Origin of the sequence: Actinomadura spongiicola, from assembly GCF_003432485.1 — a bacterium.
Classification (GTDB): domain Bacteria; phylum Actinomycetota; class Actinomycetes; order Streptosporangiales; family Streptosporangiaceae; genus Spirillospora; species Spirillospora spongiicola.
In genome coordinates, this window is sequence record NZ_QVNQ01000020.1 from 1 (window position 1) to 15,648 (window position 15,648).

The 15,648-nt window shown below is 70.7% G+C and carries 18 protein-coding genes and 1 pseudogene; 7 read left to right on the forward strand and 12 right to left on the reverse strand.

The genetic code is table 11. The annotated features are described in order from the left end of the window. Nucleotides 1-117: pseudogene (locus D0T12_RS34365) on the forward strand (IS5/IS1182 family transposase); the annotation flags it as partial. Between the two features lie 121 nt (nt 118-238). Here the strand turns inward: D0T12_RS34365 and D0T12_RS34370 are convergent. Continuing rightward, on the reverse strand, nt 239-760 hold the full coding sequence (locus D0T12_RS34370) for an MFS transporter (RefSeq protein ID WP_117405282.1): 522 nt from the start codon (nt 758-760) through the stop codon (nt 239-241). Between D0T12_RS34370 and D0T12_RS35695 the strand changes: the two genes are divergently transcribed. Continuing rightward, a complete protein-coding gene (locus D0T12_RS35695; RefSeq protein ID WP_158581735.1) occupies nt 743-895 on the forward strand; it encodes a hypothetical protein in 153 nt (50 codons plus the stop codon). The genes D0T12_RS34370 and D0T12_RS35695 overlap by 18 nt on opposite strands. Here the strand turns inward: D0T12_RS35695 and cydC are convergent. The 10 genes from cydC to D0T12_RS34420 form a co-directional block, all read right to left on the reverse strand. Continuing rightward, the gene (cydC, locus tag D0T12_RS34375) at nt 876-2,666 is read right to left on the reverse strand and encodes a thiol reductant ABC exporter subunit CydC (RefSeq protein ID WP_117405252.1); all 1,791 of its coding nucleotides are present in this window, start codon (nt 2,664-2,666) and stop codon (nt 876-878) included. The genes D0T12_RS35695 and cydC overlap by 20 nt on opposite strands. Continuing rightward, nucleotides 2,663-4,384, reverse strand: coding sequence for a thiol reductant ABC exporter subunit CydD (gene cydD / locus D0T12_RS34380; protein ID WP_117405254.1), 1,722 nt, complete (start codon nt 4,382-4,384; stop codon nt 2,663-2,665). The genes cydC and cydD overlap by 4 nt, the downstream gene beginning before the upstream one ends. A 36-nt stretch (nt 4,385-4,420) precedes the next feature. Continuing rightward, complete coding sequence (locus tag D0T12_RS34385) at nt 4,421-4,810, reverse strand: VOC family protein (RefSeq protein WP_117405256.1); 390 nt, start codon at nt 4,808-4,810, stop codon at nt 4,421-4,423. Further along, nucleotides 4,807-4,965: a ribbon-helix-helix domain-containing protein gene (locus tag D0T12_RS34390; RefSeq protein ID WP_117405257.1), complete on the reverse strand. Its 159-nt coding sequence runs from the start codon at nt 4,963-4,965 to the stop codon at nt 4,807-4,809. Before D0T12_RS34390 ends, D0T12_RS34385 begins: the two co-directional genes overlap by 4 nt. A 6-nt stretch (nt 4,966-4,971) precedes the next feature. Further along, the gene (locus tag D0T12_RS34395) at nt 4,972-5,670 is read right to left on the reverse strand and encodes an ATP-binding cassette domain-containing protein (RefSeq protein WP_158581736.1); all 699 of its coding nucleotides are present in this window, start codon (nt 5,668-5,670) and stop codon (nt 4,972-4,974) included. After that, the gene (locus D0T12_RS34400; RefSeq protein WP_158581737.1) at nt 5,663-6,580 is read right to left on the reverse strand and encodes an ABC transporter ATP-binding protein; all 918 of its coding nucleotides are present in this window, start codon (nt 6,578-6,580) and stop codon (nt 5,663-5,665) included. The genes D0T12_RS34395 and D0T12_RS34400 overlap by 8 nt, the downstream gene beginning before the upstream one ends. Continuing rightward, nucleotides 6,577-7,464, reverse strand: a complete 888-nt coding sequence (locus D0T12_RS34405; protein ID WP_117405260.1) for an ABC transporter permease — start codon at nt 7,462-7,464, stop codon at nt 6,577-6,579. Before D0T12_RS34405 ends, D0T12_RS34400 begins: the two co-directional genes overlap by 4 nt. Beyond that, entirely contained in the window at nt 7,461-8,399 is a 939-nt protein-coding gene (locus D0T12_RS34410) for an ABC transporter permease (RefSeq protein WP_117405261.1), read from the reverse strand. The genes D0T12_RS34405 and D0T12_RS34410 overlap by 4 nt, the downstream gene beginning before the upstream one ends. Continuing rightward, nucleotides 8,399-9,958, reverse strand: coding sequence for an ABC transporter substrate-binding protein (locus tag D0T12_RS34415; protein ID WP_117405262.1), 1,560 nt, complete (start codon nt 9,956-9,958; stop codon nt 8,399-8,401). The genes D0T12_RS34410 and D0T12_RS34415 overlap by 1 nt, the downstream gene beginning before the upstream one ends. Nucleotides 9,959-10,101: 143 nt before the next feature. After that, on the reverse strand, nt 10,102-10,635 hold the full coding sequence (locus D0T12_RS34420; protein WP_117405263.1) for a sigma-70 family RNA polymerase sigma factor: 534 nt from the start codon (nt 10,633-10,635) through the stop codon (nt 10,102-10,104). A 103-nt stretch (nt 10,636-10,738) separates the two neighbouring features. On the opposite strand from D0T12_RS34420, the gene D0T12_RS34425 reads away from it, so the two are divergent. The 5 genes from D0T12_RS34425 (at nt 10,739) to D0T12_RS34445 (ending at nt 14,814) form a co-directional block, all read left to right on the forward strand. After that, nucleotides 10,739-11,398: a hypothetical protein gene (locus D0T12_RS34425; protein ID WP_117405265.1), complete on the forward strand. Its 660-nt coding sequence runs from the start codon at nt 10,739-10,741 to the stop codon at nt 11,396-11,398. 178 nt (nt 11,399-11,576) lie between these two features. Then, a complete protein-coding gene (locus tag D0T12_RS34430; protein ID WP_117405266.1) occupies nt 11,577-11,987 on the forward strand; it encodes a DUF6924 domain-containing protein in 411 nt (136 codons plus the stop codon). Between the two features lie 50 nt (nt 11,988-12,037). Next, nucleotides 12,038-12,574: a hypothetical protein gene (locus D0T12_RS34435; protein WP_117405267.1), complete on the forward strand. Its 537-nt coding sequence runs from the start codon at nt 12,038-12,040 to the stop codon at nt 12,572-12,574. Between the two features lie 329 nt (nt 12,575-12,903). Further along, nucleotides 12,904-13,539 carry a hypothetical protein gene (locus D0T12_RS34440; RefSeq protein ID WP_117405268.1) on the forward strand — a complete coding sequence of 212 codons (636 nt, stop codon included), beginning with the start codon at nt 12,904-12,906 and terminating at the stop codon, nt 13,537-13,539. 816 nt (nt 13,540-14,355) lie between these two features. Then, on the forward strand, nt 14,356-14,814 hold the full coding sequence (locus D0T12_RS34445) for a GNAT family N-acetyltransferase (protein WP_117405269.1): 459 nt from the start codon (nt 14,356-14,358) through the stop codon (nt 14,812-14,814). A gap of 69 nt (nt 14,815-14,883) precedes the next feature. Here D0T12_RS34445 and D0T12_RS34450 read toward each other — a convergent pair whose 3' ends face one another. Next, nucleotides 14,884-15,249 carry a hypothetical protein gene (locus tag D0T12_RS34450; RefSeq protein ID WP_117405270.1) on the reverse strand — a complete coding sequence of 122 codons (366 nt, stop codon included), beginning with the start codon at nt 15,247-15,249 and terminating at the stop codon, nt 14,884-14,886. Nucleotides 15,250-15,648: the final 399 nt, after the last annotated feature.

A 15,648-nucleotide genomic window follows, 5' to 3' on the forward strand; every position in this document is an offset into this window, starting at 1 on the left:
TCGTGGCTGAGCGGCTGCCGCCGCCTGCATCGCCGCTACGAACGCAAGCCCGAGCACTTCCTGGCCTTCGTCGGCATCGCCGCCACCCTCATCTGTCACCGCCGACTCGCCAAATGAGATGACGTCTTATGCCGGAGCTCGCTGAGCGCCGGGCACGTCCCGTCCGGCAAAGAGAACTCCCAGCCCTATGGGCAGGTCGCTGTGGCCTGCCGGACTGCCGCCCGTGAAGGACGGCGGGTCACCGACCCGGGGTGTCGTCGCGGCGGCGCGGCAGCCATGCCGCCAGCACACCGACCACCGCCAGCACGGCCGCGGTCAACGCGAACGCCCGGCCGTACTGCGCGGCCAGCGCCGCCTCGCCGGTGGCCGGGCCGGTGGTGAGGGCGACCAGCGCCGCCAGGCCGAGTGCGCCGCCGACCTGTTTGGCGGTGTTCATCAGCCCCGAGGCCGCCCCGGCGTCCCCGGCGTCAACACCGGAGGTGACGGTGGCCGTGAGCGGGGTGTTGAACAGGGCACCCCCGACCGACATCAGCACCGCCGGCCCCGCCACACCGGTCCAGTAGGTGTCGTCGACGGTGATCCGGCTCTGCCAGGCGAACCCGGCCGCGGCGACCCACACCCCGGCCACGACCAGCACCCGGCTGTCGACGTGCCGCATCAGCCGGGGCGTGACCCGGAGCCCGACCAGCAAGGTCAGCACGGTGTGCGGCAGAAACCCCAGCCCGGTCTCCAGCGCGTCCAGGTGCAGGACGTTCTGCATGTAGAAGGTCAGGAAGCCGAAGGGCTGGCCTATTACGTCCTCACCGACCTGTGCACGGCCGACACCGCCCGCGACCACGTCCTGGCCGCGATCGCCCGCACCTGCGCCCGTCCCCTCAAGACCGACGAGGGCTAGCGTCGTTCTCGTCCGTCACGCCCACCTGCCGGGCCAGGAGGCGTGCGTAGGCTCCGTTCGCGGCCACGAGTTCGTCGTGGGTTCCCTGTTCCGCGACCCTGCCCTTGTCCAGCACCACGATCCGGTCGGCCGACCGGATCGTGGACAGGCGGTGGGCGATCAGCAGTGTGGTGCGGCCCTGCCTGGCGGTCCGCACCGCGGCCCGCAACGCCTCCTCGTTCTCCGCGTCGAGGTTGGAGACCGCCTCGTCGAGGATGAGTATCGGGCGGTCGCGGAGGAGCGCGCGGGCGATCGCGACGCGCTGGCGCTGCCCGCCCGACAGTTGCGCGCCGCGTTCGCCGCAGACGGTGTCGTAGCCGTCGGGCAGGCCGCCGACGAACTCCGCAACGCGCGCCCGCTCGGCCGCTTCGGCGACCTCCCGGTCGGTGGCGTCGGGACGGCCGAGCCGGATGTTCTCCTTCACCGACCGGTTGAACAGGTAGACGTCCTGCGGGACGATCGTCACGAGGTCGCGGATGTGCCGCTGCGGCAGGCTCCGCAGATCACGGCCGCCGATCGTCACCGCGCCCCCCTGGGTGTCCCAGAAGCGCAGCAGCAGGTTGGCGCAGGTGGACTTGCCGGCTCCCGAGTGGCCGACGAGGGCGACGGTCTCGCCGGGCCGCACCTCGAAGGTGGCGCCGTCGAGTGCGGGCGCGGCGTCCGGGGTGTAGGAGAACCGCACGTCCTCGAACTTCACATGGGCCGTCAGCGGCTCCTCCGGCGCGCGGGTGCCGGCGTCGCTGACGGCGGGTCGTTGCCTGCTCACCGTGAAGACGCGGCGGGACGCCGCACGGATCTGCCCCAGCGCTCGGGCGGTGCCGGTGACGTCGACGACCGGGCCGAACGCCGACACCGACAGGATCACCACGGCGGGCAGCGTCGCCGGTGACAGGTCGTCCGCGGCGACCAGGAGGGCGGTCACGACGAGCACGGCCGTGAACCCGCCCGAGACCAGGCCGTCCGTGACGGCCTGCTCGATCCCGGAGCGGCGCCCGTAGGCGAGTTGCCGGTCCTGGAGCGTGCGCGTGCGTTCGCGCAGCCGCCGCGCGTAGTCGGCGCCGCGCCCGAAGGTGACCAGCTCCCGCATGCCCTGCACACCGTCGACGACCTCGGCGCCCAGCACGCCGAGTTCCTCGCGCAACCGCCTGCCCTGCCTGTCGGCCTGCCCGGCCAGCCACACCGGCACCGTGGCCAGCAGGATCAGGAACACGCCGACCACCACCGCCGGCAGCGGGTGGAAGAAGGCCAGCACGACCGTGGAGCCGACCGCGACCAGCGCGGCCACGGCGTAGTCGATGACCGTGTGCGCGTAGAACCATTCGGTGGTCTCCACGTCGGCCGTGACGGTGCCCGCCAGGTCGCCGGTGCGGCGGCCGAGGAGGAAGCCGGGGGCGCGCCGTTCCAGACCGTCGAAGAGCCGGATGCGCATGGTCGCCAACAGCCGGTAGGCCAGGTCGTGCGCCACCCACATCTGCCACCATCGGGCCAGCGCGGCGGCGACGACCAGCAGGACCAGCATCCAGAAGATCGTCGACAGCGAGGTCGGGCCGGGACCGGTGACGGCCTCGCCGACCATCCAGGCGGTCGTCGCGGCCGCCGCGATGCCCAGGCCGTGCGCCAGCAGGCCGGACAGCAACGTCAGCCCGGCGAGCACCGGGTGGCCGAACACCATGGGGACAAGCGCCAGGACGGGACGGCGCGGGCCGGCGTCGGTGGTCGGGGCGCCGCTCATGCCGTCACCTCCTGGGCGGCCACGAGCCGCGCGTAGTCGCCATCGCGTCCCATCAGCTCGTGGTGATCGCCGATCTCGCGGATCTCGCCGTCGCGCATGAGCACGATCCGGTCGGCCGCGCGGACGGTGGACAGCCGGTGCGCGACCACGAGCGTGGTGCGTCCGGCGGTGACACGGCTCAGCGCGTCCTGGATGAGGGCCTCTCCCGCCGCGTCCACGCTGGAGGTGGCCTCGTCGAGCACCAGGATCGGCGCGTCCGCCAGCAGGGCGCGGGCGATCGCGACGCGCTGGCGCTGCCCGCCCGACAGCGTCAGCCCGCGCTCGCTCACCGCGGTGGCGTAGCCGTCGGGCAGGCCGGCGACGAAGTCGTGGATGTTGGCCGCCTTCGCCGCCTCGACGACCTCCTCGTCGCCGGCGTCCCGGCGGCCGAGCCGGATGTTGTCGGCGACGGTGCCGGTGAACAGGTAGGTGTCCTGGGCGACCACGGCCACCATCGCGCGCAGGTCGGTGAGCGCCGCCTCGCGCACGTTGACGCCGCCGATGCGCACGCCGCCCTCGGTGACGTCGAAGTAGCGCAACAGCAGCGCGACGAGCGTCGACTTGCCCGCGCCCGACGGCCCGACCACGGCCACGGTCTCGCCCGGCTCGATGTCCAGCGTGAAGCCGCGCACCGCCGGTCGCTCGCGCCCCGGGTAGCGGAAGGTGACGTTGTCGAAGGTGACGCGGGCAGCGCCCAGCGGTCGCGGCCGCGCCGGCTCCTCCACCAGCGGCTTCTCCCGCAGGAGGTCGTGGATCTGCTTACTGGACGAGATGCCGATATATCCGGCGTGCCAGTACTTCGACAGGTCGCCCAGCGGGCGGAAGCACTCGCGGGCGAGCACCAGCACGAGCAACAGGGTCAGCGTGTCGACCGAGCCCGAGGCCAGCCGCATCGCCGCCACACCGACCGCCAGCGCCGGCCCGGCCAGCAGACCGAACGTGGTCACGGCGCTGTCGACCAGCGAGACGCCCAGCTGGCGCATCGTGGCCTCGCGCAACTCCTCCGCTCGCCGCGACAGGGTCAGGCGTTCACGGGCCGTGGCGTTGAAGGCCTTGAGCGTGGTCATGCCCTGCATCACGTCGAGGTAGTCGGAGCTGAGCCTGCCGTACGCCTCCCAGTTCTCCGCGCCCTTCTGGGCCAGCATCCTGTCCAGCAGGCGCGGCCCGACGAGGATCAGCACGATGCAGACCGCGATGATCGCCGCCGAGATCGGGTCGCGGGTGGCCAGGTAGATCAGGATCCCGGACGGACCGAGCAGGCACAGCGCCACGGTCGGCAGGTACCGGCTGTAGTACGCCTCCAGGGCCTCGACCCCGTCGACGAGTACCGTGCGCACGTCCCCGCTGCGTTTCAGCGTGAGATAGCCGGGTCCGAGGTGCAGCAGCTTGTCGTAGAGCCTGCCGCGCACGCGCTCCTTCACGGCGTGGGCCGTGCGTTGTGCCGCGACCTCGGCCAGTACCAGGAGCACCAGCCTCGCCGCCACCACCACGGCCAGCCACACCAGGAGCCAGGTGGTGGATTCGAGGCCCCGCCCGTCGAGCAGGCGGGCGAGTATCTGGGCCACGAGCAGACCCTGGGTGATGTAGGCCGCGGCGACGGCCAGCCCCAGGACGATGTTGAGCGCCAGCGGGAAGCGGATGTCGCCTGCCAGGGTCAGCAGGCGGCGATGCACCATCATTGTCGGTCTCCGTCTCTGGCGCGGCGGGCGCCGGCGTCAGGTGTACAGCTCCTCGTCGTGTTCGTTGATCTGGATCAGGAGCCCGTCCGGGTCGGCGAAGACGACCGAGCGCCCGAACGCCTCGTCGGAGATGCCGCGAACGGGTTCGATCCCCGCCCGCCCCATGCGTTGGACGAGATCGTCCAGCGGCGTCTCGCTGACCAGGCAGAGCTCCACGGCCCCGGCGGACGCGGCGGTGTCGGGCTCCGCGGTCTCCGCGCCGTCGGCGCGCGGCCGGGCGGCGTGCAGGGCGACGAGCCCACCGGAGGCGGCGAGTTCGGCCCAGTTCCCGCTGCGTCCCCTGACCCGCACGGTCAGACCGAGCGCCTGGTAGAAGCCCACTGACCGGTCCACGGCCGAGGCGTAGACCACCGGCATCACGATCATGATTCCTCGTCCTCCGTCTTCCGGAGTTTGGCCAGGTGGTCGAGCAGGGCCTGCTCCACCATCGCCGACAGCGTGACGCCGTGGTCGATGGCGGCGTGCTTGACCGCCTTGATCAGCTCGGGCGGGAGATAGACGTTGAACTGCTGCCGTTTCATAGCTTGCTAGCATACTAGCATCTCGCCGAGTCGTCCCGCCGCCATCGGGTGCACCCGGTCGCACAGCGCGCGCAACATGTTCTCGTCGTGGCTGACCAGGACGAGGGCGGTGCCGTCCGCCGCCACCCGTTGGAACAGGGGCAGGATGCCCGCGACGGTCGTCACGTCCAGCGCGCTCGTCGGCTCGTCGGCCACGACGGCGGCCGGCGCGGCGGCCAGCGCCCTGGCGATCGCCACACGCTGGCACTGGCCGATCGACAGCTCGGACGGCATCGCGTCCAAGGGAAGACCGCCCAGCCCGACGGCTTCCAGCCGCTCACCGGCCAAGGTGCGGCGCTCGGCACGGGACACCCGCCTGGTGACCGCGACCGGCTCGGTGAGGCTGCGCCAGATCGGCCAGCGCACGTCCAGGCTGCTGAACGGGTTCTGGAAGACCGGCATCACGTAACCGGGTCGGGGCGGACGGCGACGGCGCCTGCCGTACCTGCGGATCCAGGCGGGCGCACCGCCGAGCAGGACCTCGCCCGTGTCCGGCGGCTCGATCGCGGCGAGCAGGCGCAGCAGGGTGGACTTGCCCGAGCCGGACGGCCCGGAGATGCCAACGATCTCCCCCGGCCCCACCGCGAGGTCGGTCTCGAGCAGCGCCGGCGTGGCCGCGTACCGGCGGCTGACGCCCACGACCTCGATGACGGGCGGCTCACCCATGGCCCACCACCCAGCACGCGACGCCATCGCGGGTCGGCGGGGGTTCGGCCGCGCAACGCTCCTTCGCGAGGGCGCAGCGCGTCACGAACGCGCAACCGGCGACGGCCTCGGCGGGCGCGGGCGGCCTTCCGGGCAGCGGCTTCGGCAGCCCGGCCCCCGGCTTCGGGACGGACGAGACCAGCGCCGCCGTGTAGGGATGGCGGGGCGCGGCCAGCACCTCCGCGGCGTCGCCGACCTCCACCAGCCGACCGCCGTACAGCACCCCGACCCGGTCCGCGTGCTCGGCGATCAGGGCCAGATCGTGGCTGATCAGCAGCAGGCTCCGGCTGGCCGCGCGCAACGTGGCCAGCACCGACCCGGCGAGGTCCGCGTCGAGCGCGCTGGTCGGCTCGTCGGCCACGACCAGGCCGGGCCGGTGGGCGACGGCCGCGGCGATGGCCGCCCGCTGGAGCATGCCGCCGCTCCACTGATGCGGCCGCTCGCGCAGCCGGCTCGCCGCTTCGGGAATGCCCATCTCCGCCACCAGGCCGGCCACCGCTCCCGGCGGCGGCGTACGGCGGTGCGCCCGCCAGGCCTGCGCGACGTGGTGGCCCACCCGGCGCAGCGGGTCGAAGGCGGTGACCGGGTCCTGCGGCACGTACCCCACGTCGATCCCGCGCATGCTCCGCAGCGTCCGCCGCGACGCGCCGACGACCTCCACACCGCCGACCCGGATCGAACCCGAGCACCGCGCGCCCGGCGGCAGCAGGCCGAGCACCGCCCGCGCCAGCGTCGTCTTCCCGCACCCCGACTCGCCCGCCAGCGCGAACGTCTCGCCGGGCGCGACGACCAGGTCCAACCCGCGGACGGCGTGGCCGCCACCCGGGTAGCGCACCTCCAGCTCCGAGACGCGCAGCGCCGCACCGCTCACCGGACCCTCCTCGGATCGGACGCCTCGGCCGCGGCCTCGCCCAGCAGGACCGCGGCCAGGATCACCACGACGATCGCCGCCGACGGGGCGAGCAGCAGCCAGGACGCTTCCGTCAGGTAGAGCCGGGAGTCCGCCAGCATGACGCCCCACTCGGCGTGCGGCGGCTGCGCGCCGAGGCCGAGGAACGACAGCCCGGTGATCGCCATGATCGTCTGCCCGACGTCCAGCGCGGCCACCACCAGCACGTGGGCGGCGGCGCCCGGCAGCAGGTGCGCCGCCGCGGCGCGGGGCCGGCTCGCCCCGGCCAACCGGGCGGTGACCACGTCCGGACGATCACGCCCGGCCCGCACGTGGCCGCGCGCCAGCCGCGCGTACGGCGGCCAGGTGGTGGCCGCCAGCGCGATCACCAGATTGCCGAAGCCGGGCCCGAGCGCCCCGAGCAGCGCCAGCGTCAGCACCACGCCGGGGACGGCGAGCGCCAGGTCCACGGCCCGCATCGCCACGACGTCGACCAGACCGCCGGCGACCCCCGCCACCGTGCCCACGACCAGCCCGGCGGCCACACTGATCGCCAGTACCAGCGCGGTCGCCTCCAGCGACCGGCGACCGCCGTCGAGCAGCCGGGCGAGCTGGTCGCGACCGAACTGGTCGGTGCCGAGCCAGTGGGACGCGCTCGGTCCGCTGAGCACGCGTCCGAACTCCGCGGCGTCCGGCTCGTGCGGCGCGAACCAGGGCCCGGCCACGACGGCCACCACCACCAGCGTCAGGATGACCAGCCCGGCGCGGGCGTCGCGGCGGCGCAGCAGCCGGGAGAGCACGCCACGCGCGGGCGGCGCCGTCGGCTCGGTCGAGGTCAGACCGCGCCCGGTCAGGATCGAGGTCATCCGCGGCTCCCGGTCCGCAACCTGGGGTCGACCAGGGCGGTCACCACATCGGCCAGCAGGCTGACCGCCACCCAGACCACGGCCATCACCAGCGCGAACCCCTGCACGACGGGCAGGTCCCTGGCGGTGACGGCCAGCACGATCTCGCGTCCGAGCCCCGGCCAGGAGAAGACGTTCTCCACGATCGCCACTCCGCCCAGCAGGAAGCCGATCGTCATGGCCAGGACGGTGATACTCGGAACCGCGGCGTTGGGCAGGGCGTGCACCAGCAGCACGCGGGCGCGGGACGCGCCCCGTGCCGTGGCGACCGTGACGTGGTCGGATCGCAGCGCCTCCAGCAGTCCGGCGCGCAGCAGCCGCGACCAGCGGGCGATCGGATACAGGGCGAGCGCGAGGGCGGGGAACCACACCTGCGACCAGCCACCCGTGCTGACCACACTCCCCACGCCCCAGCGCACGACCACGAACTCGATCAGCAGCAGCCCGACCACGAACGACGGCGACGCGGCCCCCAGCAGCGCGACGGCGCGGCCCACCGCGTCCGGCCAGCGCCCGGGGAACGCGGCGCCCGCCAGCGCCAGCGGCACCGAGACCACCAGCGCCAGCAGGACCGTGGCCACCGTCAGCCGCAACGTCGCCGGGACCCGCTCGGTGATGACCCGCGTCACGGGGACGCCCGACCGCGCGGACTCCCCGAGGTCGCCGCGGACCACGCCGCCCAGCCAGCGCGCGTACTGCTCGGGCGGCGACCGGTCCAGGCCCAGGTCGGCACGGGCCTGCGCGAGCTGCTCCGCCGTCGGCGCCGTGACATGCCGCGCCTCCAGGTAGCGTGCGGCGGGGTCGCCGGGAGCGAACGGCAACAGCGCCCACACCACCAGGCTCGCCAGGAGTGCCGTGGCGAGGGCTTGCCCGGCTCGCCGCGCCAGGGAGAGCATCACCGGCGCGGTGCGAGCGCCGGATCGACGAAGATGAAATCCGGGTCGGGGGAGAAGTTCGCCCAGGGCTTGGCGACCACGGCGTCGACCGCCTTGAAGCCCAGCACCGTCGCGTACGCACGCTCGGCGACCAGCGCCTGCACCTTGCTCAGGTCGGCGCGCGCCTGGTCGAGCGTGGTGGCCTGCAAACGTCCGATCAGGGTGTCGAGTTCGGTGTCCTTGACCCCGCCGAAGTTGGCGCCACCGCCGCCGCCCAGCCAGTTGGCCATGGAGTCCACCACGTTCGGGCCGTCCAGCAGGACGAACAGCGCCGCGATCGACCAGTCCTTAGGCCAGGACTTGGAGTCGTAGGAGTCTTCGATGCGCTTCATGGCCACGTCGAAGCCGAGGGGCCGCAACTGCTCGCGCACCGCGATCCCGAACGCCTCCAGTTCGGTGTCACCGGACTGGAACAGGTATGTCACCCGCAGCGGCCTGCCGTCCTTGACCCGCACACCGCCCGCGCCCGTCCGCCAGCCCGCCCCGTCCAGCAGCGCGGCCGCCCGCGCCGGGTCGGTGCGCTGGACCTGCGCGGCGAACGGCAGCGACCCCGGCACCACGGAACCGGCCCGCTCGAAGATGCCGCCTCCCGCGACCACGGAGGGCAGCCGGGCGTAGTCGACACCCAGGGTGAACGCCTGCCGCACCGCTGCATCGTCGAAAGGCGCCCGCGTCAGGTTGAACTGGGCGAAGGCGCCCCGGTTGGCGATGGGCGCCCGCCGGTAGGGGAACGGCCCGCCCTTCCGCCCCGTCCTGGCGATCTCGGTGGGCGGTGTGATCGCGATGTCGGCCTCACCGCTGCGCACCGCGGACAACCGGGCGGAACTGTCGGGCATGGCCAGCACCTGGACGCTGGTGAGCGCGGGCTTCCTCCCCCAATAGCGGGGGAACGCGTCGGCCCGCAGAGACTGGCGATCGACGGCGGTGGGCCTGTAAGGGCCGGTGTAGACACCGGCCGCGAGCAGCTTCTTCTCGTCGTCGCCCGCCCGCTCGGCGGCGGCCACGTCGTAGATCATGTAGTAGCGCACGGACGACGCCAGATCGCGCGGGACGGCGGCGGTCGGCTTCGGCGAGGTCAGCGTGACCTCCAACGGCCCGGTCGCCTCGATCTTCGCCTTGGAGATCGAGTCGGCGCCGTAGCCCTGCGTGGCCCGCTTCTTCAGGGCCGCCACCACGGCCCGGGCGTCGACGGTCCTGCCGCTGTGGAAGGAGACGCCCTCGCGCAACTTCAGGCGCCACACGTTCGGTCGTGTCCGCGTGAAGGAGGCCGCGAGCCACGGCTCGATCGTCCCGTCCGGACGTGCGCGCAGCAGATGCTCGGCGACGCCGTAGCTGGCCAGGGAGTAGTGCCAGAACCCGTCGGGCTTCAGGCCCATGGCCGTCTCCGGCACCGCGATGCGCACCGTGGTGGATTGGAGCGGGTTCTCGACCGGGTCCCCGCTGCATCCCGTGATCAGAAGCGCGATCAGTACGGCGGGGACCCGGCTCGGCCTGCGGCGCGGGCGGGGGCGTATGTCCATGCGCGTGTTCCTCGGGGGTCGGCTGTGCCAGATCGAAGAGGTAGTCGACCCCGGCCGAGCCGGAGTTCCCGACTGTTACGACCGCCACACTCGAACGTCCGCGCCAATCGCCCCGCCGCGCCTCCCCTAGCGGGACGACATCCTCACGGCACGCTCCGGGCCTCGTCCGACAGCCACTCCAACAGGTTCTCGCGCGCCCTGGCCACCCGCGATCTGATCGTCCCGATCGGGCAGCCGCACACGTCCGCCGCCTCCTCGTAGGACAGACCGTGCAACTGCGTGAGCACGAACGCCTCCCGCCGCTCCTGCGGCAACGCCGCGATCAGCAGGCGGATCTCGACCTCCCCCGTCGAGGACGCCACCGACTCCGCGCGGGCCGAGTGGGCCTGGAGCGTCGCCTCCAGACGACGCGTGCGCGCCCGCTTCCTGATCGTGTCGGCCACGACCCGCCTGGCGATGGACAACAACCAGGTCCGCGCGCTGGCCTCGCCCCGAAAGCGCGGCAACGCCACGCAGGCCCGGGCATAGGTCTCCTGCGTGAGGTCGTCGGCGCTGTCCACGTCGGCCAGCGCAGCGCACAGCCGCCAGACCTCCGGAGCGGAGGCCTCGATGAACTCCCGTATCTTCGGTTCGTCACCGTTTCTAGCTGCGAGGGCGAGACGGGTGAGCTTGTCCATGGGGCTACTTTGACAGGCGGGATGCTGGGAAATATGAGGATACGTTCGCCGGAGCTACGGTACGGCGCGCCGATGACCACCGGGAGGGAGGAGATGAGGCGGCATGCGTTGCCAACGAGCACGTGAGGCCATTTCCGCGTCGATCGACGACCAGGACCCAGGCGTCGGCACCTACGAACTCCTCACGCACGTGAACGGGTGCACGGCCTGCGGCGACTGGCTGAACAGGGTCGTCGACCTCAATCGCGAACTGCGCGCGACACCGCCGTCCCCCGCCCCCGACCTGACCGACCGGATCATGCTCAACCTGAACGAGCGGCGCCCGCGGTCGAGGCGACCACTCCGGGTGCTGCAAGTTCTGCTGGCCACGATCGCGGCCTGCCAGATCGTGGTCGGATGCCTGATGGTGGTGGTGCCCATGCGACTGCTCCACGAGGGCGGCCTCACCCACGACCTCAGGGAGGTCGGCGCGTTCAACCTGGCTTTCGGCGTCGGCTTCCTCACCGCCGCGCTCCGTCCACGCCTGGTGTGGGGGGTGCTGCCCGTGGTCACGTTCGGCGCCGTGATGCTCACCGGCACCGCCTTGGAGGACCTGCGCACGGGCGAGGTCGTGACACTAAGAGAGGCGCACCACAGCCTCCTGCTCGCCGGCTGCGTCGTCCTGATCTGCATGGTCAGGCTGATCCGCACCCGGCCCGCCTCGCCCGGCGGGGGAACGCCCCCCGGCCGCGACCGCTCAATACTGGGAGGCACCAGCGGTTAGATCGCCGTCCCGATGTCGCCCATTATCGACGTCCCGGTTCAAGTGCACGGCGCTCCGGCAAAGCGGAAACCGTGACCCAGCGCCCCCCTCAGACGCGCATCTGTAATCCGAGATCGGAAGGCGCTGACCCGATGCACACCGCGTTGAGAGGTTGAGACGAGTGAGGAAGAGTTGGAGCATGACTCCCCTTCCAAAACCCGGCGACCTGACGTCCTTGGTCGTGCGCACCGACTTCACCGATGACATGGCCTGGAATGCGCTCAAAGCAGCGATCGAAGCCTCTGATAGCGATAGTGCGACCTACGTCAACGACCCGGCGTACGCCAGGGTGACCGTTCAAGAACTAGTGGACATCGCCGACTCGAACACGTCGACTTACCTGTTCCTTGCCGACGCGACCACCATGACCGAGGACCAACGCCCCCTACTCGCCGTCGACCTGTTCGGGGAGGCCAGTCGTACCTTCCGCCTACCTCCCCGCTGGTACGGCGAGATCTCCGCCAACCTGTGCATCGCGAACCTGGACTTCGCCGATTACGCCGACGCGACAGACGAGTCCGGTAATTTCCGCGGCTTCGGCGAGGACTGACGCGGACCGTCCCAGGGATTGGACCATCGCACGGCCGCGTACATGGCCGGGTGTTCGGCCTCGGCCTTCAAGGTAAGGACGGCTCGCCTGGGCCGGATGAGAATCCCGAGGCCGGGATCGCCGTCCCCGTGCCGGCCGAGGGCCCTGAACTGGCCGGAGACGGCACCTTAGAGGGGGACCCCACCCGCCTGCTGCCCCCGGACCCGGCCAAGCTCCGGATGGCGATGCTGACCTGGATCCGCGACCACGGCGGCCTGCCTGCGCACCCCAATGCCTGGTTGTTCCGCGAGGCCGCCAAGCTGCTCGACTCCTCGGCACTGGTCTCGTCCCCGGCGGTACGCGGCGCGCTCTACCGAATGCTGGCCGGTTTGCCAGGCGTCCGCAGCCTGGGCACGGTCCGGGATCCACTCGGGCGCTCCGCGGTCGGAATCGCCATGCGCGAGCACACCGCCTCGCTCGGCACCATCGACTGGCAGATCCTGCTCAGCCCGTCCAGCGACTTCGTGATGGCCACCCGCGCCGTCATCGTCCGGCCGGGCGACACGAACAGTGACTTCCCGTGGGCGCCGCGCAGCACCTCACGGTGAAGCTGACCGCCGGATGGACCGACCGACCACCACAACAGCGCCTACCGGGCGCACGCCGCTGATTCAAGTCACGCCCGGCAGAATTCCACGAGCAGGGGTGCGCCCGGACATCCAGGCGCACCCTTCCGTCCCCATGCCACTCATTGATCGACCCACTACTCACCGGACGACATCAACGGCACGCGCGAGGTCGCGACCGTCCTGACATACGACCACGGCGACGGCGAGGCGTCGCCACTGGACAGGTACTGAATCGTTGAGAACGTTCGTTCTCCGGTTATTACTCATTCTGCGTTTGTGGATAGGCACGGGCACGGCACAATCAGGCTGTGGGAACCAGCATCAGGGGATTCGTGGAATGTCGCACCTGGGGTCCTGGCCTCGACATCGGCGAGACCGCCTGGTATCCGGCCATCGAGCTGTCCATGCTCGGGATGACCAGGGACTACAGCGCCTTCGCCTGCCTCTTCGGCGTCCGGAATCTTCCGGGGCACTGGCGGCCGGTCGCCGCCGACCGCGGTTTGCCCACCGATGTGTCAGAGACCGTCCGTGCCGAGCACGCGTCATGGGGAGATGCCGCGTTCGGCGCCACCTGGCTCGGCTGGGACGAGGTTCTCACCATCGACTGGGCAGAGCCGGCCATCCCACGGGCCACCGACATCGCTCGTTACCGTCGGCGACCAGACGGCACTCTGGAGCTGGTGCACCGCGAGGACTGGAGTCGCGGCTTCGCCAGGGCCAGCGGTGTCGACACCCAGACCCTTGATCCTGACCGCATCAGCGAACTGTGGGAGGAGGGCACTGAATGGGAGGTCGGCACCACGCTCTACCGCGTCGAACGGGCCCGGCGCCGCGATGCCGTCCCCGCCGACGGCCCGTGGCAGCCGGTGTGGACCGTCATGCGCGCCCTCGCCGACATCCACGGCGCCCCCGGCGTCCGACTCGTGGTCTGGTTCGACGAGTAGCTCTAGAGCCATCATCGGAAACCCACGTCTGGAGTTTTTCCGTCCGGTGCGTGACCGGCATCCGACCAGCAGACATTTTGGCCAACCCGTGACTCTCGAACGCCTGGCTCACAGCGTCCGACAGAGCCATGCAGACGCCTAGGGCATCTACGAGAGAACCGCTGCTCGTGACCGCGAGAAGCAGGATGAGGCGTGGCGTCGGTGTTGTGGCGATGGACGAACGGCCGACCGGCGGGCGGTCCGCAATTCAGGAGGCGGACATTAAGCTTTGCCCGTGGATGACGCTGAAAACGCCTTGGGATCCGGCGGCGACCTTGACTGGAACGACCTAGACGCGGTCTGGGAGGCGGATCTTCTCCCCGCGGACGTCCAGGCGGCGTTCGATCGTGGTGAGGAGCTGGTGGGAGTCGCACTCATCGCTCTGGCGCTCAACCATCCAGAACCCACACAAGTGCTGCCGCTGGTTGCGTTAGCAATGGAATCCGACGACCTTCGAATCCGTGAGCAGGGCTTGATCGCGATGGCTCACACAGCCAGGCTTCACCGTGCTGTGGACCAGCGTTGTCTAACGCTCTTGCGGTCGTGCACACGAGGCAATCCGGCCGATGACGACCTATTGTCGTTCGTGCCGCATCACCGGCTCCCTTTGTGGCTACGGTGGCATCACGCTAAGCAACGGCTCTGGTGGTTGCTCCGCGATCGGTGGCATTAACTGAACCCGACCTTGCCTGAGTCTTCCGCGGCCAGAGAATTCGATACTGTGGTTATCATGTCCCCCAACCCTCCCATTTACCCCACTTGCGGGCAGGACGCAGCGTGAACGCGATCGCTTTGCGCCCGGCCACACCTGCCGACAGCGAGTTCTGCTTCCAACTGCACAAGGCCGCCATGGGTGACTACGTCGCCGCGATCTGGGGGTGGGACGAGCAAGCCCAGCGGGACTACCACGCCCGCGGATTCGATCCGGACCACTGGCAGATCATCACCGCCGACGAAGCCGATATCGGCATGCTCAACGTCGAGTACCACGACACCGAGGTGTATCTCGCCCGCATCGAAATCCATCCCGACCACCAAGGGCGCGGCATCGGCACCCGCCTCATCACCACGCTCGTGGAAGAGGCCGCCCAGCGAGGCCAGGACCTGATCCTGGACGTGCTCGCGGTCAACCACCGTGCACAGGCCCTCTACCAGCGACTCGGCCTGCGGGAGGTCGCACGGCACGGCGACGACGACATAAAAATCAGAATGCGCTACACCCGGCCGTCCGGATAATCATCACAACACCCAATCCAAGGTTAACACCAAAGATCGAGCAGCAGCGATTTCTCCAACGTCAGCTCGCTAGGCGTCGAGGTAATGGTAGCGACCGTCGCCGGGGGTGACGAAGACCTGGCCTTCACGGATCTGCCACTCGGTCATGCCGTCGCTCTCATGGGTGGCGAAGAACAGGCCGGTCACGCGGTCGCCGTCCTCGTCGGACGCCGGGAGCTGTGCGATCTCTTCTACTTGCGTTAGTAGTGCATCTACTGCCCACTCGCGTATGTCAGCGCCGAAGAAGACGTAGTGCGTCCAGTTGATGTGCTGGCGCGGCCATCCCCACCCGTTGGAGTAGTGGCCGTCGTCATGGGCGGCGATGATCGTGCGGATCGCGGCAAGTTGCCGCTCATCGCATTGCAACCATCCTCTGACCCCCACATAGATGCCCATCGGCTGATGGTCTCATCAAGTCTTCGGTAACCTGCACGTCGCCCTCAAGGGTCTGTCATCGGTCCGGACGCCCAGCCAGACACCAGTGCACACGAGACTCTTGCGAACGGATGCCTCTCGAAGGTCGGCGCCCAGCGCTTGCCCATGCTCAATCCGGAGGGGTGGAGTCCATTTGGCCGGTTCGGGTGGCTCCAGCGAGGCGGTCGGGCTGACGCTGTCGGCATTCTGAACCACCTCGAATGGGACGGCAGAGCGGGCGCGGCTCAAGGTGGCCCGAAGGTCTCGCCATCAGCGGCCCGTACCCGCAGCCCCGTGGCGGGCACCGGCCGACAGCGCCGCCGATCGCGGCCCTGCCTGAACGCTCCGGTGAAAGCTCGCAGGAAATGCGGGGAACGATCC

Bases quoted from the DNA above. Each gene is read 5' to 3' on its own strand.
- D0T12_RS34370 (WP_117405282.1), bottom strand. From the start codon at position 760: ATGCAGAACGTCCTGCACCTGGACGCGCTGGAGACCGGGCTGGGGTTT.
- cydC (WP_117405252.1), bottom strand. From the start codon at position 2,666: ATGAGCGGCGCCCCGACCACCGACGCCGGCCCGCGCCGTCCCGTCCTG.
- cydD (WP_117405254.1), bottom strand. From the start codon at position 4,384: ATGATGGTGCATCGCCGCCTGCTGACCCTGGCAGGCGACATCCGCTTC.
- D0T12_RS34385 (WP_117405256.1), bottom strand. From the start codon at position 4,810: ATGATCGTGATGCCGGTGGTCTACGCCTCGGCCGTGGACCGGTCAGTG.
- D0T12_RS34390 (WP_117405257.1), bottom strand. From the start codon at position 4,965: ATGAAACGGCAGCAGTTCAACGTCTATCTCCCGCCCGAGCTGATCAAG.
- D0T12_RS34395 (WP_158581736.1), bottom strand. From the start codon at position 5,670: ATGGGTGAGCCGCCCGTCATCGAGGTCGTGGGCGTCAGCCGCCGGTAC.
- D0T12_RS34405 (WP_117405260.1), bottom strand. From the start codon at position 7,464: ATGACCTCGATCCTGACCGGGCGCGGTCTGACCTCGACCGAGCCGACG.
- D0T12_RS34410 (WP_117405261.1), bottom strand. From the start codon at position 8,399: ATGCTCTCCCTGGCGCGGCGAGCCGGGCAAGCCCTCGCCACGGCACTC.
- D0T12_RS34415 (WP_117405262.1), bottom strand. From the start codon at position 9,958: ATGGACATACGCCCCCGCCCGCGCCGCAGGCCGAGCCGGGTCCCCGCC.
- D0T12_RS34420 (WP_117405263.1), bottom strand. From the start codon at position 10,635: ATGGACAAGCTCACCCGTCTCGCCCTCGCAGCTAGAAACGGTGACGAA.
- D0T12_RS34425 (WP_117405265.1), top strand. From the start codon at position 10,739: ATGCGTTGCCAACGAGCACGTGAGGCCATTTCCGCGTCGATCGACGAC.
- D0T12_RS34430 (WP_117405266.1), top strand. From the start codon at position 11,577: ATGACTCCCCTTCCAAAACCCGGCGACCTGACGTCCTTGGTCGTGCGC.
- D0T12_RS34450 (WP_117405270.1), bottom strand. From the start codon at position 15,249: ATGGGCATCTATGTGGGGGTCAGAGGATGGTTGCAATGCGATGAGCGG.